Below are 13,405 nucleotides of genomic sequence, written 5' to 3' on the forward strand. Positions count from 1 at the left end.
ACATGAGTGAACTCAATTGGTTTATGTGGGGACTCGATCTATTTTCAGGGCTGTTTTTGATTGTGATAGGACTCGCAGTACTCGCGGTTATTTACATGTATATCGCAGATAAAATGCAGACCAAACAAGCGGTAAGACATAACTATCCTGTAATTGGTCGCTTTCGATATCTGTTTGAAAAACAAGGTGAGTTTTTCAGACAATACTTTTTCGCCCAAGACAGGGAAGAATTGCCCTTCAACCGTGCTGAACGCAGCTGGGTGTACCGCGCGGCTAAAAATGTTGATAGAACTATCGCCTTTGGTTCGACTCGCCCCTTAGATAACGCCGGTACTATTATGTTTATGAATACCGCCTTCCCAACCCAAGATGAAGAGATCACACCCATTCATCCACTGACAATTGGCACAAATTGCCGCCAACCCTATACGACTCAAGCCATTTGTCATATTTCAGCCATGAGCTTTGGGGCTCTATCGCGCCCAGCAATTACCGCCCTTTCCCACGGTGCGGCGCAGGCGGGTTGCTGGCTTAACACAGGTGAAGGCGGCTTGAGCCCTTATCATCTAAAAGGTGGCTGCGATATCGTCTTTCAAATTGGAACGGCCAAATACGGTGTACGTAATGAGCAAGGACATTTAGACGATGAAAAGCTCAAGTCGATAGCCATTCATCCCGAAGTCAAAATGTTCGAAATTAAAATGAGTCAAGGAGCTAAACCGGGCAAAGGTGGCATTTTACCAGGGATCAAAGTCACGGCTGAAATTGCCCATATTCGCGGTATTCCTCAGGGTTATGACTCTATTAGCCCTAATGGTCATATTGAATTCAAATCCGTGAACGATATTTTGGATATGGTTGAACGAGTACGTGAAGTTACAGGTAAACCAACGGGCATTAAGGCCGTACTCGGTGACGTACAGTGGCTCGAAGATTTATGTGATGAAATCGAACGTCGTGGCGAAGACTCTGCCCCCGACTTCTTTACCTTAGACAGTGCCGATGGTGGCACAGGCGCTGCACCACAACCTTTAATGGATTATGTCGGATTACCACTGAAGGAAAGCTTACCTATCCTAGTTAATGTCTTGATCCAACGAGGCTTACGTAAACGCATCAAAGTCATCGCTTCGGGTAAACTTATTGTGCCATCAAGAGTTGCTTGGGCTTTGGCATTAGGTGCAGACTTCATCGCATCGGCCCGTGGCAATATGTTCGCCCTCGGTTGTATTCAAGCCTTACAGTGCAATAGAGATACCTGCCCAACGGGCATCACAACGCACAATCCCAAACTACAACAAGGACTCGATCCTAGGGATAAATCGGCTCGTGTTGCTAGCTATAATCATAATTTACACCATGACTTAGCCTTAATTGCGCACTCTTGCGGAGTGACAGAACCAAGACAACTCAAACCCTCACATGTCCGAATTGTGCTCGATAGCGGTTTATCCATTTCACTCGATAAATACTATGCACATATGGATAAGTAGCCACGAACCCTCGCGGTTAATGGCGAATACAACTTTCGTCTATATAGGGTTTACATAAGGTATATTTGAATGCGTATCACAAAAGAGGTAAGATCCGTGACGTGAGACATTATTCAAATGTCTTACCCACAATTGAACTTAAGGAAACACTTTGAAATCTAGCTTCGTAAGCCAACTGCCCGCCAGTAAAACTGTAAGCACTAGCTGTAAGAGCTGTAATCGCCTGACCGAGATCGAAGGTGAACTGGTGTGTTTTCGCGAAGGGCAGATCATTCGACTCACTTTGATAGATGAGTCAGTACCTAAATTGAATCTTTTATGTGAAGGTTGGAAAGCGGGGAAGCTGAACGGCGTAGCTTAATTCAGCCATATTTTATCTCTGGAGTCTCTCTAGAGCCATCAAGAATAGAGGCTCACCTCTATTCTCGGACGTTATCACCTAAACTGTACTAAAGCACTAGCGAACACACCTAACGCATACCCATAAAGTCACTTGTCGGCGCGTTCATATCGCGGATGACACCTGCCAGCACCATTTCAGGATTGACTTTAGCCAAGGTAAGTCGCCGAGTGGTCACCAACAGGCCCGCGTTCAACTCAGCATGAATGCGTTGCAATGAATCATAATCAACACCACGTTTTTTCAATGTCGCCATGATGGCATACCAATCAGTGGCGACTTTTTCTTCTTTGCCTTCAATATTAGCTCTCAGTGTAATATTTTCCATGCCAGATCTCTTCCGATTGATGTGTTGGCATTGAGTATAGAGAGCCGAAGCTGAATAAAGACTGAACTGTATTGCGCTATTAACTGCTCAGAGGAGTATGTTGTTGCTCATTTTGTATCCGCCATAATTTGGCATAGAGACCATTTGCCAACAGCAAAGTCTGATGATTACCTTGCTCAACTATTTCTCCTTGGCTTAATACCACAATTTGATCGGCATCGACTATGGTCGATAGCCTATGAGCCACCACTAGGCTAGTGTGCCCCTTAGCAACTTCCCGCAGTGCCGACAAAATAGCTTGCTCGGAGCGACTATCGAGTGAAGATGTCGCCTCATCAAACACCAGCACTGGCGAGCCCTTCAAAATGGCCCTTGCTATCGCGACCCGCTGTTTTTCTCCGCCAGATAGCTTTAAGCCGCGCTCACCCACCTTTGTGTCCCAACCAAGGGCAAGTGATGCAATAAATTGCTCTAAGTGCGCCAGTTTAATCGCGTTACGCACTTCTTCATCCGTCGCGCTCGGACGACCATAACGTATGTTTTCGACTAATGAATCGTTAAACAGAACGGTATCCTGCGGCACTATGGCAATGGCACGCCGCAGCGCATCTTGGGTGAGATGGCGGATATCTTGTCCATCGATTTTAATCGCACCTTGGTCCACATCGTAAAATCGAAATAGCAGTTTAATCAGGGTCGATTTACCTGCACCACTATCACCTACAACAGCCACCTTTTTACCAGCTTCAACCTTAAAACTCACGTCCCGCAGAATTTGCCGCTCATCGTAGCTAAAATTAACATTTTCAAATATCAACTCACCCTTAGTGGGTTGAAAATCGAGTGCTTGGGGTAAGTCGACTATCATAGGATGTTTATCGAGCAGGCTAAACATGCGCTCAATATTGGCTAACGCGCCGCGAATTTCGCGATACACAAAACCTAAGAAGTTAAGGGGTAAAAAGAGCTGCATCATAAACGCATTAATCAACACAAAATCACCTAAGGTCATATCGCCATAGGTAACTCTGTATGCCGCCAGCGCCATCATAGCCGTCATAGCCAAAGCGATAATGACAGCTTGTCCACCATTGAGCGCAAACAAAGATAAGCGGTTTTTACGCTTAGCTATCTCCCACTGTTCAAGCGCTTGGTCATAGCGCTGCGACTCATACTTTTCATTATTAAAATACTTTACCGTTTCATAGTTCAGCAAGCTGTCAATGGCGCGGGTATTCGATAACGAGTCAGCCTTGGCCGCATCACGAACATACTCAGTACGCCATTCGGTCGCGACCACAGAAAAAATAATATAAGCCAGCACAGCAACAAAAGTGATTGCAGCAAACGCAATGCCGTAGTTATAAAAGAAAATGCCAATCACCATGACAATTTCGAGCAAGGTCGGCACTATGTTGAACACCATAAAACGCATGAGGAAACTCACGCCGCTGGTGCCGCGTTCAATATCACGGGATAGGCCACCAGTTTTGCGCTCTAGATGAAAATCGAGGTCAAGTCGGTGTAAATGGTCGAATACCGCTAAGCCTAAACGGCGGATCGCCCGCTCTGTTACGCGGCCAAACAAGGTATCGCGGATCTCCCCCGTAATCGCCGTTAGTAGACGTACCGCGCCATAGGCCAACACTAATCCTACGGGCACACTGAGGGCTTGCGCAGTTTTATCGGCATCTAAGGTGTCGACCAAATGCTTCAGAATAAAAGGCAGAGCCACGCTGGTCAGCTTAGCGATGATGAGGCATGACATCGCCAACGTAATACGGCCTTTGTATTCCAATAAGTAAGGCCAAAGCAGTTTCATGACGTGCCAGTTTAATTTATCGACTGGACCTTCAAAATATAACGTTGGGCGCATAGGACATAACCTTGAATGAGTTATGCCAATTGTAACAGTTCACACCGGACATAAGCTAAGCGAAACTAGCAAAGTCTGAATAAAATCAATCAGATTTTCCTGACAGACAAATAGACTTATTCACGACATACTCATCTGCTATTTTGATTGCATTTAAAGCCAAAACATCATACTTACGCATTACACTGGCGTATTCACAATAAATGAATTTATACTAATTTGTGTTCAGGCATGTACCGTTTTACTTAACCTCAGAGCCGTATGTAAGAGGATAAGAGTGCAATGGAAGAAGGCTTGGCACAAAGTTGCTGCTGTTGATTATTTTTGCCGTTTTGCCCAAAATGCCATGGAGGCGGTTATACAAATCAATAGAATTTGTTAACCTCTACGCGCTAGATTTTGCGATTCATACGCCCAAGTTCTAGCGAGAATTAAGATAAACAAATTAAATTAAGATCAAAGGAAGCTTTATGTTGGATTCCGCTAAAGTTCAATACCCGCCATTACCACTGATCCAAACTTGGGTGTGGATGATGATCGAATCAGGCAATCCAGAGATACAAGATAAAGGTAGAAACAACCTTATTGCCGCCTTTGGTAGCTTAGCCAAAGCAAATGAATACATTGTTGAAATAAGCAATAAATAGATAAAACAAAGGCGCCGGGATAGCGCCTTTGTTTTTACTTAACCCGCAATCGTTAACGGCTAACTCAGGTATAGTTGCGGTTTATGTTCGCTCGAGCAGATAATTAAACCTGACGGCGTTCGATAATGCTTTGATTCAAAATGGCTAACAGACGCTCGGTATCATCCCAACCAATACACGCATCGGTAATACTCTGCCCATAGCATAACTCTTGACCTTCAATAAGATCTTGACGACCTTCCACTAAATGGCTTTCTACCATAACACCAAAAATAGCAGTATTTCCCGCCGCCACTTGACCAGCTACATCTTTAGCAACCACTAACTGACGTTGATACTCTTTACTACTATTCGCATGGCTAAAGTCGATCATGATGTTGTCGGCAAGCTTTGCTTTTAACAATTGCTGGCTAATCTCAGTGACATGCGGCGCGCTATAATTGGGCTCGCGGCCACCCCGTAAAATAATGTGGCAATCAGGATTGCCCTTAGTCGAAACGATCGCCGAATGGCCCAACTTAGTCACAGATAAAAAATGGTGTGGTGCATTGGCAGCACCTATCGCATCAATAGCAACTTTGATCGTGCCATCAGTACCATTTTTAAAGCCGACCGGACAAGAAAGACCCGAGGCTAACTCTCTGTGTACCTGAGATTCTGTCGTACGGGCGCCAATGGCTCCCCAGCACATTAAATCAGCCATATATTGTGGGGTGATCATGTCAAGAAACTCACCCGCGGTTGGCATACCGCTGTCGTTCAAATCCACTAATAATTTACGGGCGGTGCGTAAACCATCATTGAGTTTAAAGCTGTTATCCATGTAAGGATCGTTAATCAGCCCCTTCCAACCCACTGTGGTTCTTGGTTTTTCAAAATACACTCGCATCACAATTTCGAGTTGATCTTTATAACGTTCACGCAGTGAGACCAAACGCTGTCCATATTCCAACGCAGCTTTGGGATCGTGGATAGAACAAGGGCCAATCACCACTAAGAGACGATCATCAGACTTAGCCAGAATATTATGGATACTATTACGCGCATTAAACACAGTCGCAGAGGCTTTTTCGGAAGCAGGAAATCGTTCAAGAATCGCGATAGGTGGAAGTAACTCTTTTACTTCTTTAATGCGAACGTCATCATTTTGGTAATACATAATTTTACTGCTCCAACGCTGGTGTTTTAGGCTATTTCTATCGCTGCGATAAGGGATCTCAACTGCAATACTGGGTTCAATTTATCGAGTCTCAGGCGCCAATGCAACCAAGTTGTCTCCATTTCAAAAAATCAAATATAACTTATTGTTTTAATATATTTTAAAAAAATCAAAATTCAAATATGCCAGCTAACTCACAGCCTTGATGAACAAAATCGAATATGGCGGATAAAAAGGAATAAACATATTTGCTGCAAGTGTATTTAGGTGCCCTATGTTAGCAAGCAAAGATGTTTACCCGTAATAAGCATAATTGATGACCAGCTCTCCATAGAAAAAAGCGGGCAAATGCTAATGCTGTAACATGACTTGTATCTTGCTCTGATAGCGTTGACGCTCTGACTCATCTCGGCTCAAAGCCAAGGCTTTATCCATATTCAGTTTGGCACGCTTTTCGTCCCCCAGCGCCCAGTAGGTTTTAGATAAACCGAAGAAGAACTCATGACGATAATCCGCTTTTGCCAACGCCCTTTGATACCAAGCCAAGGCCTCGTTGTATTGATGCTCATCATAGGCTTGCTGCCCCATATCATAGTAATAATAGGGATTACGTATTCGCGCTAATTCAAGCACTTTATTAATTTCGGCCCATTCATCAAGCCGCCCCTGCTCCCCTAAAATCAAGGCTAAGTTATAAAGCGTTGTCAGATTTTTCGCATCAAACTTGAGTGCATAGCGATAAACCTGTTCGGCCCGCTTTTCATCACCTTTATGCCGGTAAATAATGGCGAGCGTGTTGAGTGAAGGAACAAACTGGCCGACTTTTAAACCCGCTTTGATCAAGGCATAGGCCCTGTCTAAATCACCGTTCACCAAAGACTCTGCCGCCATGTTGTTGTAAAACATACTGATTAAGGTCTGCCGATCCACTTGGGTTTTACCGTATCCCCGTAGAGCTCGCTCCGGCATAAAGTCCACTAAAACAGCTGCAGATGACACATAAACTGAATGTGCGTTTTCAGGTGGAAATAAACGTAAATTCACATGCCCATTGATTAAATAGAAATCACCTTGCTTATCCCATACGGGTTCTATCGCGATATCTTGATACTCAGCACTCACATTCAATATGTCCGCTAACGCAGAAGTCATGACCACTAAAGACATGCAATTACCCGCCCTTTGGGCGTAGGTTTCACGGGCAATTTGGGTCAGATTATTTTGATATCGAAAATCAATGTTAGCGCTATTGGTTTGACTCGCATTGATATAACTAGCTAACCATTCATTGGCTAACATGTTGTTATTGTGTGACAAAGTGTATATCCCATAGCGACGTTTTACGTCTGTCACAACCTCGGGGGGCAGATAAAAGATATCAGCAACAGAAGGAATATCGGCCACAGGAGTAAACAGTGAATCGGCAAGTAACGACTCAAGATCCGACGGATTAGGCTCAATGGTCGTCGAGCTACAAGCAAACAATTGACTGAATACAACGCTCAAGATCGTACTCAAGTATACGGCTCGGAATAGTTTCGACATACGCCCTCCCACACCATTAGCTCCTATTTGAGCTTATTACAAATGGCGAAAAAGACGACATAAAATGGTTACAAAAAATGATAATCGCGATCGATTAAAAATAATTGCAAATAATTTAACGAATTAACTATTGTGAAGGTCGGTCAACTTCTATGTATAACTCACGCTGCTGATAATGATACGGCCGATAGTTATGCTCTCCACAGGTAAAATGTCGATAGGGTTTCATGACCGTAACGCAACCTGAGGGTAAAGCCTGCAGAATTTGGATTTGCTGCTGGCGACGAAGCGACTCCTGCCATTCAAAATCCTTGAGCACTTGATCACGCACGGCAAAGGCATCGACAGGCTCACTTGAGCGATTAACGATCACTTCTCCTGCAAAGGCAGAAACCGATATCCAGCCAGAAATGACGATAAGACTTAGTCGCGAAAATTGACCTATTGTTTTTATATTCAAGCTCATAGAACACTCCTTAATTTATGCAAGAAAACAGAATTGCTCAGTAATTAAGCTTATGACCCTGTGCTTAAACTTCAATCACAGTGATTACCCATAAAAAAGCAGAGCCTAGGCTCTGCTTCACTATCACTCGATCCAAGCTAAGCATCAAGGTGAATCACGCATTAATGTGCAAGTTTAATCAGCCCGCATTTTTGACCGTAACAAACTCAGGATAAGCATCAATACCACAGTCAGAAGCATCCATACCGTTGTATTCTTCTTCCTCAGTAACACGGATCCCCATGGTTATCTTAATCACATACCAGACTGCAAATGATGAGCAGAATACCCAAGTGAAAATGATCGCTGCGCCCGTCAACTGTCCGGTAAGAGTTGCATTAGCATTGGATAATGGCACACACATTAAGCCGAGGAAACCAGCCACACCGTGTACTGAAATCGCACCGACGGGATCGTCAATCTTAATGCGATCTAAGCCCACAATCGAGAACACCACCACACCGCCCGCCACTAAACCAATCACACCCGCCATTAACAATGAAGGCGAGAGAGGATCTGCCGTAATCGCCACTAATCCAGCCAAAATACCGTTAAGGATCATGGTCAAATCCGCTTTGCCCCAAATCATCTTACACACGATAAGAGCTGAGATGGCACCAAAAGCCGCTGCAGTATTGGTATTCACAAACACTTTCGCCACTGAGCTTGCATTCGCCGCATCCGACACCATTAATTGCGAGCCGCCGTTAAAGCCAAACCAGCCCATCCACAGAATAAACATACCTAAGGTTGCCATTGGCAAGTTAGAGCCTGGAATAGGATTCACTTGGCCATTAGGCCCGTATTTACCCTTACGCGCACCGAGCAATATCACGCCAGCAATCGCCGCGGTCGCCCCCGTCATATGCACAATACCGCTACCAGCAAAGTCTACAAAGCCCAGTTTAGCGATAAAACCTTGGCCCCAAGTCCAATAACCTTCTACTGGATAGATAACCGCTGTCATCACCACAGAGAAGAACAAGAAAGCCCACAACTTCATCCGTTCCGCCACAGCACCAGAGACAATTGACATCGCCGTTGCCACAAATACAACTTGGAAGAAGAAGTCAGATTCTAATGCATGGCTCGCATCTGCTGATTGCGAACCAATTAAGGTGCCAATTGACGGTAACCAGCCACCTTCAGTGTTATCCACATACATGATGTTGTAGCCAACCAACAGATACATCACACAGGCAATCGCGTACAGCACAACGTTCTTAGTTAAAATTTCAGTGGTATTTTTAGAGCGAACTAAACCCGCTTCTAACATAGCGAATCCCGCCGCCATCCACATGACTAAAGCGCCAGAAATCAAAAAGTAAAAGGTATCGAGTGCAAAGCGTAGTTCAGTGACTGTGCCGCCTAATTTCGTTAATTCTTCCATTGTCAGCCCCTTATAGCGCTTCAGTATCAAGTTCACCCGTACGGATACGGATAGCATGTTCTAAATCAACGACGAAGATCTTACCGTCACCAATTTTCCCCGTATGGGCCGCAGTGGTAATGGCCTCAATCAACATGTCGAGATTTTCAGCCTTAGTGGCAATTTCTAGTTTTACTTTTGGCAAAAAATCCACCTGATACTCGGCGCCGCGATACAACTCTGTATGCCCTTTCTGACGGCCAAAACCTTTCACTTCGGTCACCGTCATGCCCTCAATACCAATTCCGGCGATAGCTTCACGGACATCATCCAACTTAAACGGCTTGATGATAGCGCTGACTAGTTTCATCCTGACCTCCAAAAAAACGCAATTGTTATTAACTTGTATCAAAGGTAATTCAATCATTAGGCCAACAATTTAATCTATTGATTATTATTGGTTTAAATTGTTTAACACTATTTTTTAAGGTTAAAAACGCACCATAATCGAGCACTAACTGGTGCGATGCACTCTTTTAGTGAGCAGTTTAAGTGCGACAGCTATTCGACCTTAGGCCTATTGGTAACAAGGTTAAATTAGGGTCTACTGGGGGAAGCGTAAATCGAGATGAAATCTCGAGCATCACAACACAAGCTCTTAGACAAAAGCGAAGATCATCACTAAGACAATCACCAAGCGCAAAAGGAAGGCCCGATGTTAAAACCAGAAGAATGTGTTCTCGTTATCGTCGATGTGCAGGGAAAACTTGCACAAATCATGGATAACAGTGACAAGCTGCATCAACAACTACAGACCTTAATCCAAGGCGCACAATTATTTGAAATTCCAATACTATGGTTAGAACAGCTACCCGATAAACTCGGAGCAACTAGCCCTGAGCTACAAACCTTACTTGCGAAAACCAGCTCACCCATTGCCAAGCAGCATTTTAGCGGCTGGCACTGTGACACGTTTGCAAAGGCATTAACTAAGACGAATCGCAAACACGTCATACTGGCGGGTATTGAAACCCATGTGTGTGTTTACCAAACCTGTTGTGACCTTATCGAACAGCAATATTCGGTGCATCTCGTCGCAGATGGCGTCTCGTCACGCAGTGCCGATAATAAAAAACTGGGTATTCAGATGATGACGGCCAGAGGCGCCTTATTAACTAACGTGGAATCGCTATTATTTGAATTACAACATCAAGCCCAAGGCGAGCGCTTTAGGGCATTATTAAAACTGATAAAATAGTCTTAAATTTATTTAGGGTAAAATAATAAAGGTCACATTAACTTGTGACCTTTATATTAAAAAATCGTTAAATACATTAAATTAGAAACGACCAGTCAAACCTAAACCAATAAATACACCATCAGCATCTGAATCTAATTCTCTAGCTAACTCAAAGTTTGCAGAGAAGCTATCAGACAGACGTAACCAATAAGCGGTTTTCAATACGAAAGTATCGTCATGACCATCATCGGTATAGCCTAGACCAACAGACCATGACTTAGTCACATACCAATCAGCACCTAAATTGAATGTGTCGTCAGAATCTTGATGTGTCCAGTTTGCGCTCAAATCAACACCTGTAGTTGATTGCAGTGCAATAAAGCTACGCACTTTTAAACCGTATGACTCTTCGATGCTATCGCTGCCATCGTTATAGAAAGCAGATACTGCAGAGCTATCATTGAAGTAATAACCGACTTCTGCACCGTAAGTGTTCCAGTCAAAACTGCCGATTTCAGAACGTTGATAGTTAGCAGCAATAAACCATTTAGAAGCAAATACATAAGTGCCATCAACACCAATGGTATCTAAATCTGATTCATCATAATTGCTGTAATTAACGCCAACATTAGACGTTTGAGCTAAAAATCCATTAAGCGCATAAGGACCTTTAGTTTGGTCAACTGGGCTAATGTAGTAACGATAATTCGCGTTCCACAGACCATCGCTGAACTCTTCAGAATTTGCGCTATATTTTAGGCCTGCTTCATGCTGATATGGATTATCTTGTGCAGCAGCGGCATTAACACTTACGAAACCTAATAATATTGCTAGCGCGGTAATTTTTTTCATCAAAGTATTCCCTTATATGATTATAAGCTAGGAGTAAAAGATGAAGATAACGAAGAAACAATCTCAGTGTTGCTTATTCCATTATCATTAATATCCATTTAAATTTAAACGAACCTGCTCTCCTAGCGGCGCACACCTTAATGCAAAAAATATAGAATTGAAATAAAAATTTAATATTTACACTTTAATAAAGGATATAAAAAAGCTCCTTATATAGGAGCTTTTTATTATTTTGAAGTCTACTTAAGTATTATTTATAAGTGGCTTCGCGTTTTTTCGCTTCTTCATCCCACTTAGGTAACATGTCTTTCTTGAATGCTTCTTTCTCTGCATTCATTTTATCCATGTCCATACCTAATGCTGCTTGTGCCTTAGCTTTGGTAGAGATATCAGGAATAGCGATTGGATCTGTGATGCCTTTTTTCGCTAATAACTGTGCTAACTTAACTCGGGCATCGGCCGCTTTATTCACTGAAGTACCTAAAACACGTAGGGCTTCTTCAGGAGCATGAGCAGCAACACCATGGGAAGCAATCGCTAAATCCCAGCGCCATTGAGCATGACGGATATCGGTCAGGATAGGCTTCATTTCAGCTTCAGTTGCACCCAATTCCCACGCTTTAGCAGCTTCGAAGTGCGCTTTCACTAATTGCTCTTCCGCTTTCAGTTTCATTTCTTTAACTTTAGCTTTACGTTCATTAGTGACGCCAACTAAGAATTCTTTCGTTTGGCTATGGCAAGTTGCACAGGTTTCTTCGAAACGGTCAAATGGATTACCCACTTTATGATCGGTAAATTTCTTACCTTCAGGGCTAGTCACTTTTGGCATATGGCAGTCAACACAACTGACATTATTTTTACCATGAATACCCAGTTTCCAAGTTTCATACTCTGGATGTTGCGCTTTTAACATAGGTGTTTTAGACAGCGCATGAGTCCAATCGGAGAACTCGATACCGTCGTAGTAAACTTCCATCTGGTCAACAGTTATGCCCATATCCCAAGGGAATTTGACGAAACCTTTTTTGTCTTCTTTTTTCTCAAAATAGTATTCAACGTGGCACTGACCGCACACCATAGATTGCTTGTCTTTCTTCGAAGCTTTATCAAATGGCGTACCGATAGCATCCATTGCACGGTCTACATAAGGACGAGAGATCCGCAGTTTTGGTGAGCCTTTTTCATGACAATCACCACAGCCAATGGTGTTAGTGACTTCAGGGCCACCCTTAGCCCATTTACCTTTGAAGTAGCCATCTTCACCTTGCTCTTCAATTAAGCGAGGTACATCAGGGCTCTTACAGCTCCAACATGCCATAGGCAATGGACCATCTTCCGCATTTTTCGGCGCACCAGTACGTAGGGTATTACGCACGTCGGTCACGGCATACATATGGCCGCGAGGAGCGTTGTAATCTTTTGCGAATGCATAGCCAGCCCACAAGATCACCATATTAGGATCCTGCCCAATCGCATCGACAAGTTCTTCACTCTTTGCGGTATCATGCCAGCTATTATATTGATTCTTAAATTTATCTTTATAAACTTCGTTGCGAGGCTCTGTTTTATCACTCGCCATTGCGCCCGCTGCCATGAAGCTGGCGGCAACCAGTGCACTCAGTGCAAAGGACTTACCTGTCATCTTCTTCATCATCTCATCTCCGTGTTGCATTATTGTTGTAAATCACGACATCTCCATGGTCAAACTTAGTGATTTAACCCTGCTAAAAATATACCTCTTAGGGGGCAGGGCGGGATTAAGCTTTGTTAAATCTCTTAACCAAAGAAAATATCGCTCCTAAAATCGCCATTCCATGCAGCTTTTCTTATCTTGGTTGGTTTGCTGGCTTTTAGCGGATGCTGCTCTAAAAGGTTCAGCACGATACGACGAAATAGCGCCATCTTCTTCGCGTTTTCACGGTCACCAATCCTTGAACAGTCTTCCCTAAAAGTGACGTCAAGCACCCAGTGTTGCAGGTTCTCGATGTGCC

13 protein-coding genes and 1 pseudogene are annotated in these 13,405 nt (G+C 43.6%); 4 read left to right on the plus strand and 10 right to left on the minus strand.

Annotated features, from left to right (window positions below; all coding sequences use genetic code 11):
- The first annotated feature begins 2 nt into the window (after nt 1–2).
- Together L5M49_RS14055 and L5M49_RS14060 are read left to right on the plus strand one after the other, a co-directional pair.
- A complete protein-coding gene (locus tag L5M49_RS14055) occupies nt 3–1,493 on the plus strand; it encodes an FMN-binding glutamate synthase family protein (RefSeq protein ID WP_263266303.1) in 1,491 nt (496 codons plus the stop codon).
- A 151-nt stretch (nt 1,494–1,644) separates the two neighbouring features.
- Entirely contained in the window at nt 1,645–1,854 is a 210-nt protein-coding gene (locus L5M49_RS14060) for a hypothetical protein (protein WP_105250224.1), read from the plus strand.
- 109 nt (nt 1,855–1,963) lie between these two features.
- Here the strand turns inward: L5M49_RS14060 and L5M49_RS14065 are convergent, their stop codons facing one another.
- Together L5M49_RS14065 and L5M49_RS14070 are read right to left on the minus strand one after the other, a co-directional pair.
- A complete protein-coding gene (locus tag L5M49_RS14065; protein WP_105250225.1) occupies nt 1,964–2,221 on the minus strand; it encodes a hypothetical protein in 258 nt (85 codons plus the stop codon).
- A gap of 79 nt (nt 2,222–2,300) precedes the next feature.
- Nucleotides 2,301–4,097: an ABCB family ABC transporter ATP-binding protein/permease gene (locus tag L5M49_RS14070; protein ID WP_263266304.1), complete on the minus strand. Its 1,797-nt coding sequence runs from the start codon at nt 4,095–4,097 to the stop codon at nt 2,301–2,303.
- 470 nt (nt 4,098–4,567) lie between these two features.
- On the opposite strand from L5M49_RS14070, the gene L5M49_RS14075 reads away from it, so the two are divergent.
- Complete coding sequence (locus L5M49_RS14075) at nt 4,568–4,744, plus strand: hypothetical protein (protein ID WP_105250227.1); 177 nt, start codon at nt 4,568–4,570, stop codon at nt 4,742–4,744.
- Between the two features lie 103 nt (nt 4,745–4,847).
- On the opposite strand, the gene aroG is transcribed toward L5M49_RS14075, so the two are convergent.
- The 5 genes from aroG to L5M49_RS14100 form a co-directional block, all read right to left on the minus strand.
- Complete coding sequence (gene aroG / locus L5M49_RS14080) at nt 4,848–5,903, minus strand: 3-deoxy-7-phosphoheptulonate synthase AroG (protein WP_263266305.1); 1,056 nt, start codon at nt 5,901–5,903, stop codon at nt 4,848–4,850.
- A 351-nt stretch (nt 5,904–6,254) separates the two neighbouring features.
- Nucleotides 6,255–7,448: a tetratricopeptide repeat protein gene (locus tag L5M49_RS14085; protein WP_263266306.1), complete on the minus strand. Its 1,194-nt coding sequence runs from the start codon at nt 7,446–7,448 to the stop codon at nt 6,255–6,257.
- Nucleotides 7,449–7,575: 127 nt separating this feature from the next.
- Nucleotides 7,576–7,914 carry a hypothetical protein gene (locus L5M49_RS14090; RefSeq protein ID WP_028761802.1) on the minus strand — a complete coding sequence of 113 codons (339 nt, stop codon included), beginning with the start codon at nt 7,912–7,914 and terminating at the stop codon, nt 7,576–7,578.
- A 178-nt stretch (nt 7,915–8,092) separates the two neighbouring features.
- Entirely contained in the window at nt 8,093–9,343 is a 1,251-nt protein-coding gene (locus L5M49_RS14095) for an ammonium transporter (protein WP_263204107.1), read from the minus strand.
- A gap of 10 nt (nt 9,344–9,353) precedes the next feature.
- A complete protein-coding gene (locus L5M49_RS14100) occupies nt 9,354–9,692 on the minus strand; it encodes a P-II family nitrogen regulator (RefSeq protein ID WP_028761800.1) in 339 nt (112 codons plus the stop codon).
- A gap of 345 nt (nt 9,693–10,037) precedes the next feature.
- Between L5M49_RS14100 and L5M49_RS14105 the strand changes: the two genes are divergently transcribed.
- Entirely contained in the window at nt 10,038–10,580 is a 543-nt protein-coding gene (locus tag L5M49_RS14105; RefSeq protein ID WP_263266307.1) for a hydrolase, read from the plus strand.
- 81 nt (nt 10,581–10,661) lie between these two features.
- Here the strand turns inward: L5M49_RS14105 and L5M49_RS14110 are convergent, their stop codons facing one another.
- From L5M49_RS14110 to L5M49_RS14120, 3 genes and pseudogenes are all read right to left on the minus strand, one after another.
- Entirely contained in the window at nt 10,662–11,414 is a 753-nt protein-coding gene (locus tag L5M49_RS14110; RefSeq protein WP_006080141.1) for a putative porin, read from the minus strand.
- A gap of 250 nt (nt 11,415–11,664) precedes the next feature.
- Nucleotides 11,665–13,068, minus strand: coding sequence for an ammonia-forming nitrite reductase cytochrome c552 subunit (nrfA, locus tag L5M49_RS14115; RefSeq protein WP_113939112.1), 1,404 nt, complete (start codon nt 13,066–13,068; stop codon nt 11,665–11,667).
- A 122-nt stretch (nt 13,069–13,190) separates the two neighbouring features.
- Nucleotides 13,191–13,405 (minus strand): annotated as a pseudogene (locus L5M49_RS14120) (ISAs1 family transposase); the annotation flags it as partial.

This window comes from Shewanella sp. SM74 (genome assembly GCF_025653725.1).
Classification (GTDB): domain Bacteria; phylum Pseudomonadota; class Gammaproteobacteria; order Enterobacterales; family Shewanellaceae; genus Shewanella; species Shewanella oncorhynchi.

What these genes read in the sequence shown, in the direction of transcription:
- L5M49_RS14055 (WP_263266303.1), top strand. Translation starts at nt 3, where the DNA reads ATGAGTGAACTCAATTGGTTTATGTGGGGACTCGATCTATTTTCAGGG.
- L5M49_RS14065 (WP_105250225.1), bottom strand. Translation starts at nt 2,221, where the DNA reads ATGGAAAATATTACACTGAGAGCTAATATTGAAGGCAAAGAAGAAAAA.
- L5M49_RS14070 (WP_263266304.1), bottom strand. Translation starts at nt 4,097, where the DNA reads ATGCGCCCAACGTTATATTTTGAAGGTCCAGTCGATAAATTAAACTGG.
- L5M49_RS14075 (WP_105250227.1), top strand. Translation starts at nt 4,568, where the DNA reads ATGTTGGATTCCGCTAAAGTTCAATACCCGCCATTACCACTGATCCAA.
- aroG (WP_263266305.1), bottom strand. Translation starts at nt 5,903, where the DNA reads ATGTATTACCAAAATGATGACGTTCGCATTAAAGAAGTAAAAGAGTTA.
- L5M49_RS14085 (WP_263266306.1), bottom strand. Translation starts at nt 7,448, where the DNA reads ATGTCGAAACTATTCCGAGCCGTATACTTGAGTACGATCTTGAGCGTT.
- L5M49_RS14090 (WP_028761802.1), bottom strand. Translation starts at nt 7,914, where the DNA reads ATGAGCTTGAATATAAAAACAATAGGTCAATTTTCGCGACTAAGTCTT.
- L5M49_RS14095 (WP_263204107.1), bottom strand. Translation starts at nt 9,343, where the DNA reads ATGGAAGAATTAACGAAATTAGGCGGCACAGTCACTGAACTACGCTTT.
- L5M49_RS14100 (WP_028761800.1), bottom strand. Translation starts at nt 9,692, where the DNA reads ATGAAACTAGTCAGCGCTATCATCAAGCCGTTTAAGTTGGATGATGTC.
- L5M49_RS14105 (WP_263266307.1), top strand. Translation starts at nt 10,038, where the DNA reads ATGTTAAAACCAGAAGAATGTGTTCTCGTTATCGTCGATGTGCAGGGA.
- L5M49_RS14110 (WP_006080141.1), bottom strand. Translation starts at nt 11,414, where the DNA reads ATGAAAAAAATTACCGCGCTAGCAATATTATTAGGTTTCGTAAGTGTT.
- nrfA (WP_113939112.1), bottom strand. Translation starts at nt 13,068, where the DNA reads ATGATGAAGAAGATGACAGGTAAGTCCTTTGCACTGAGTGCACTGGTT.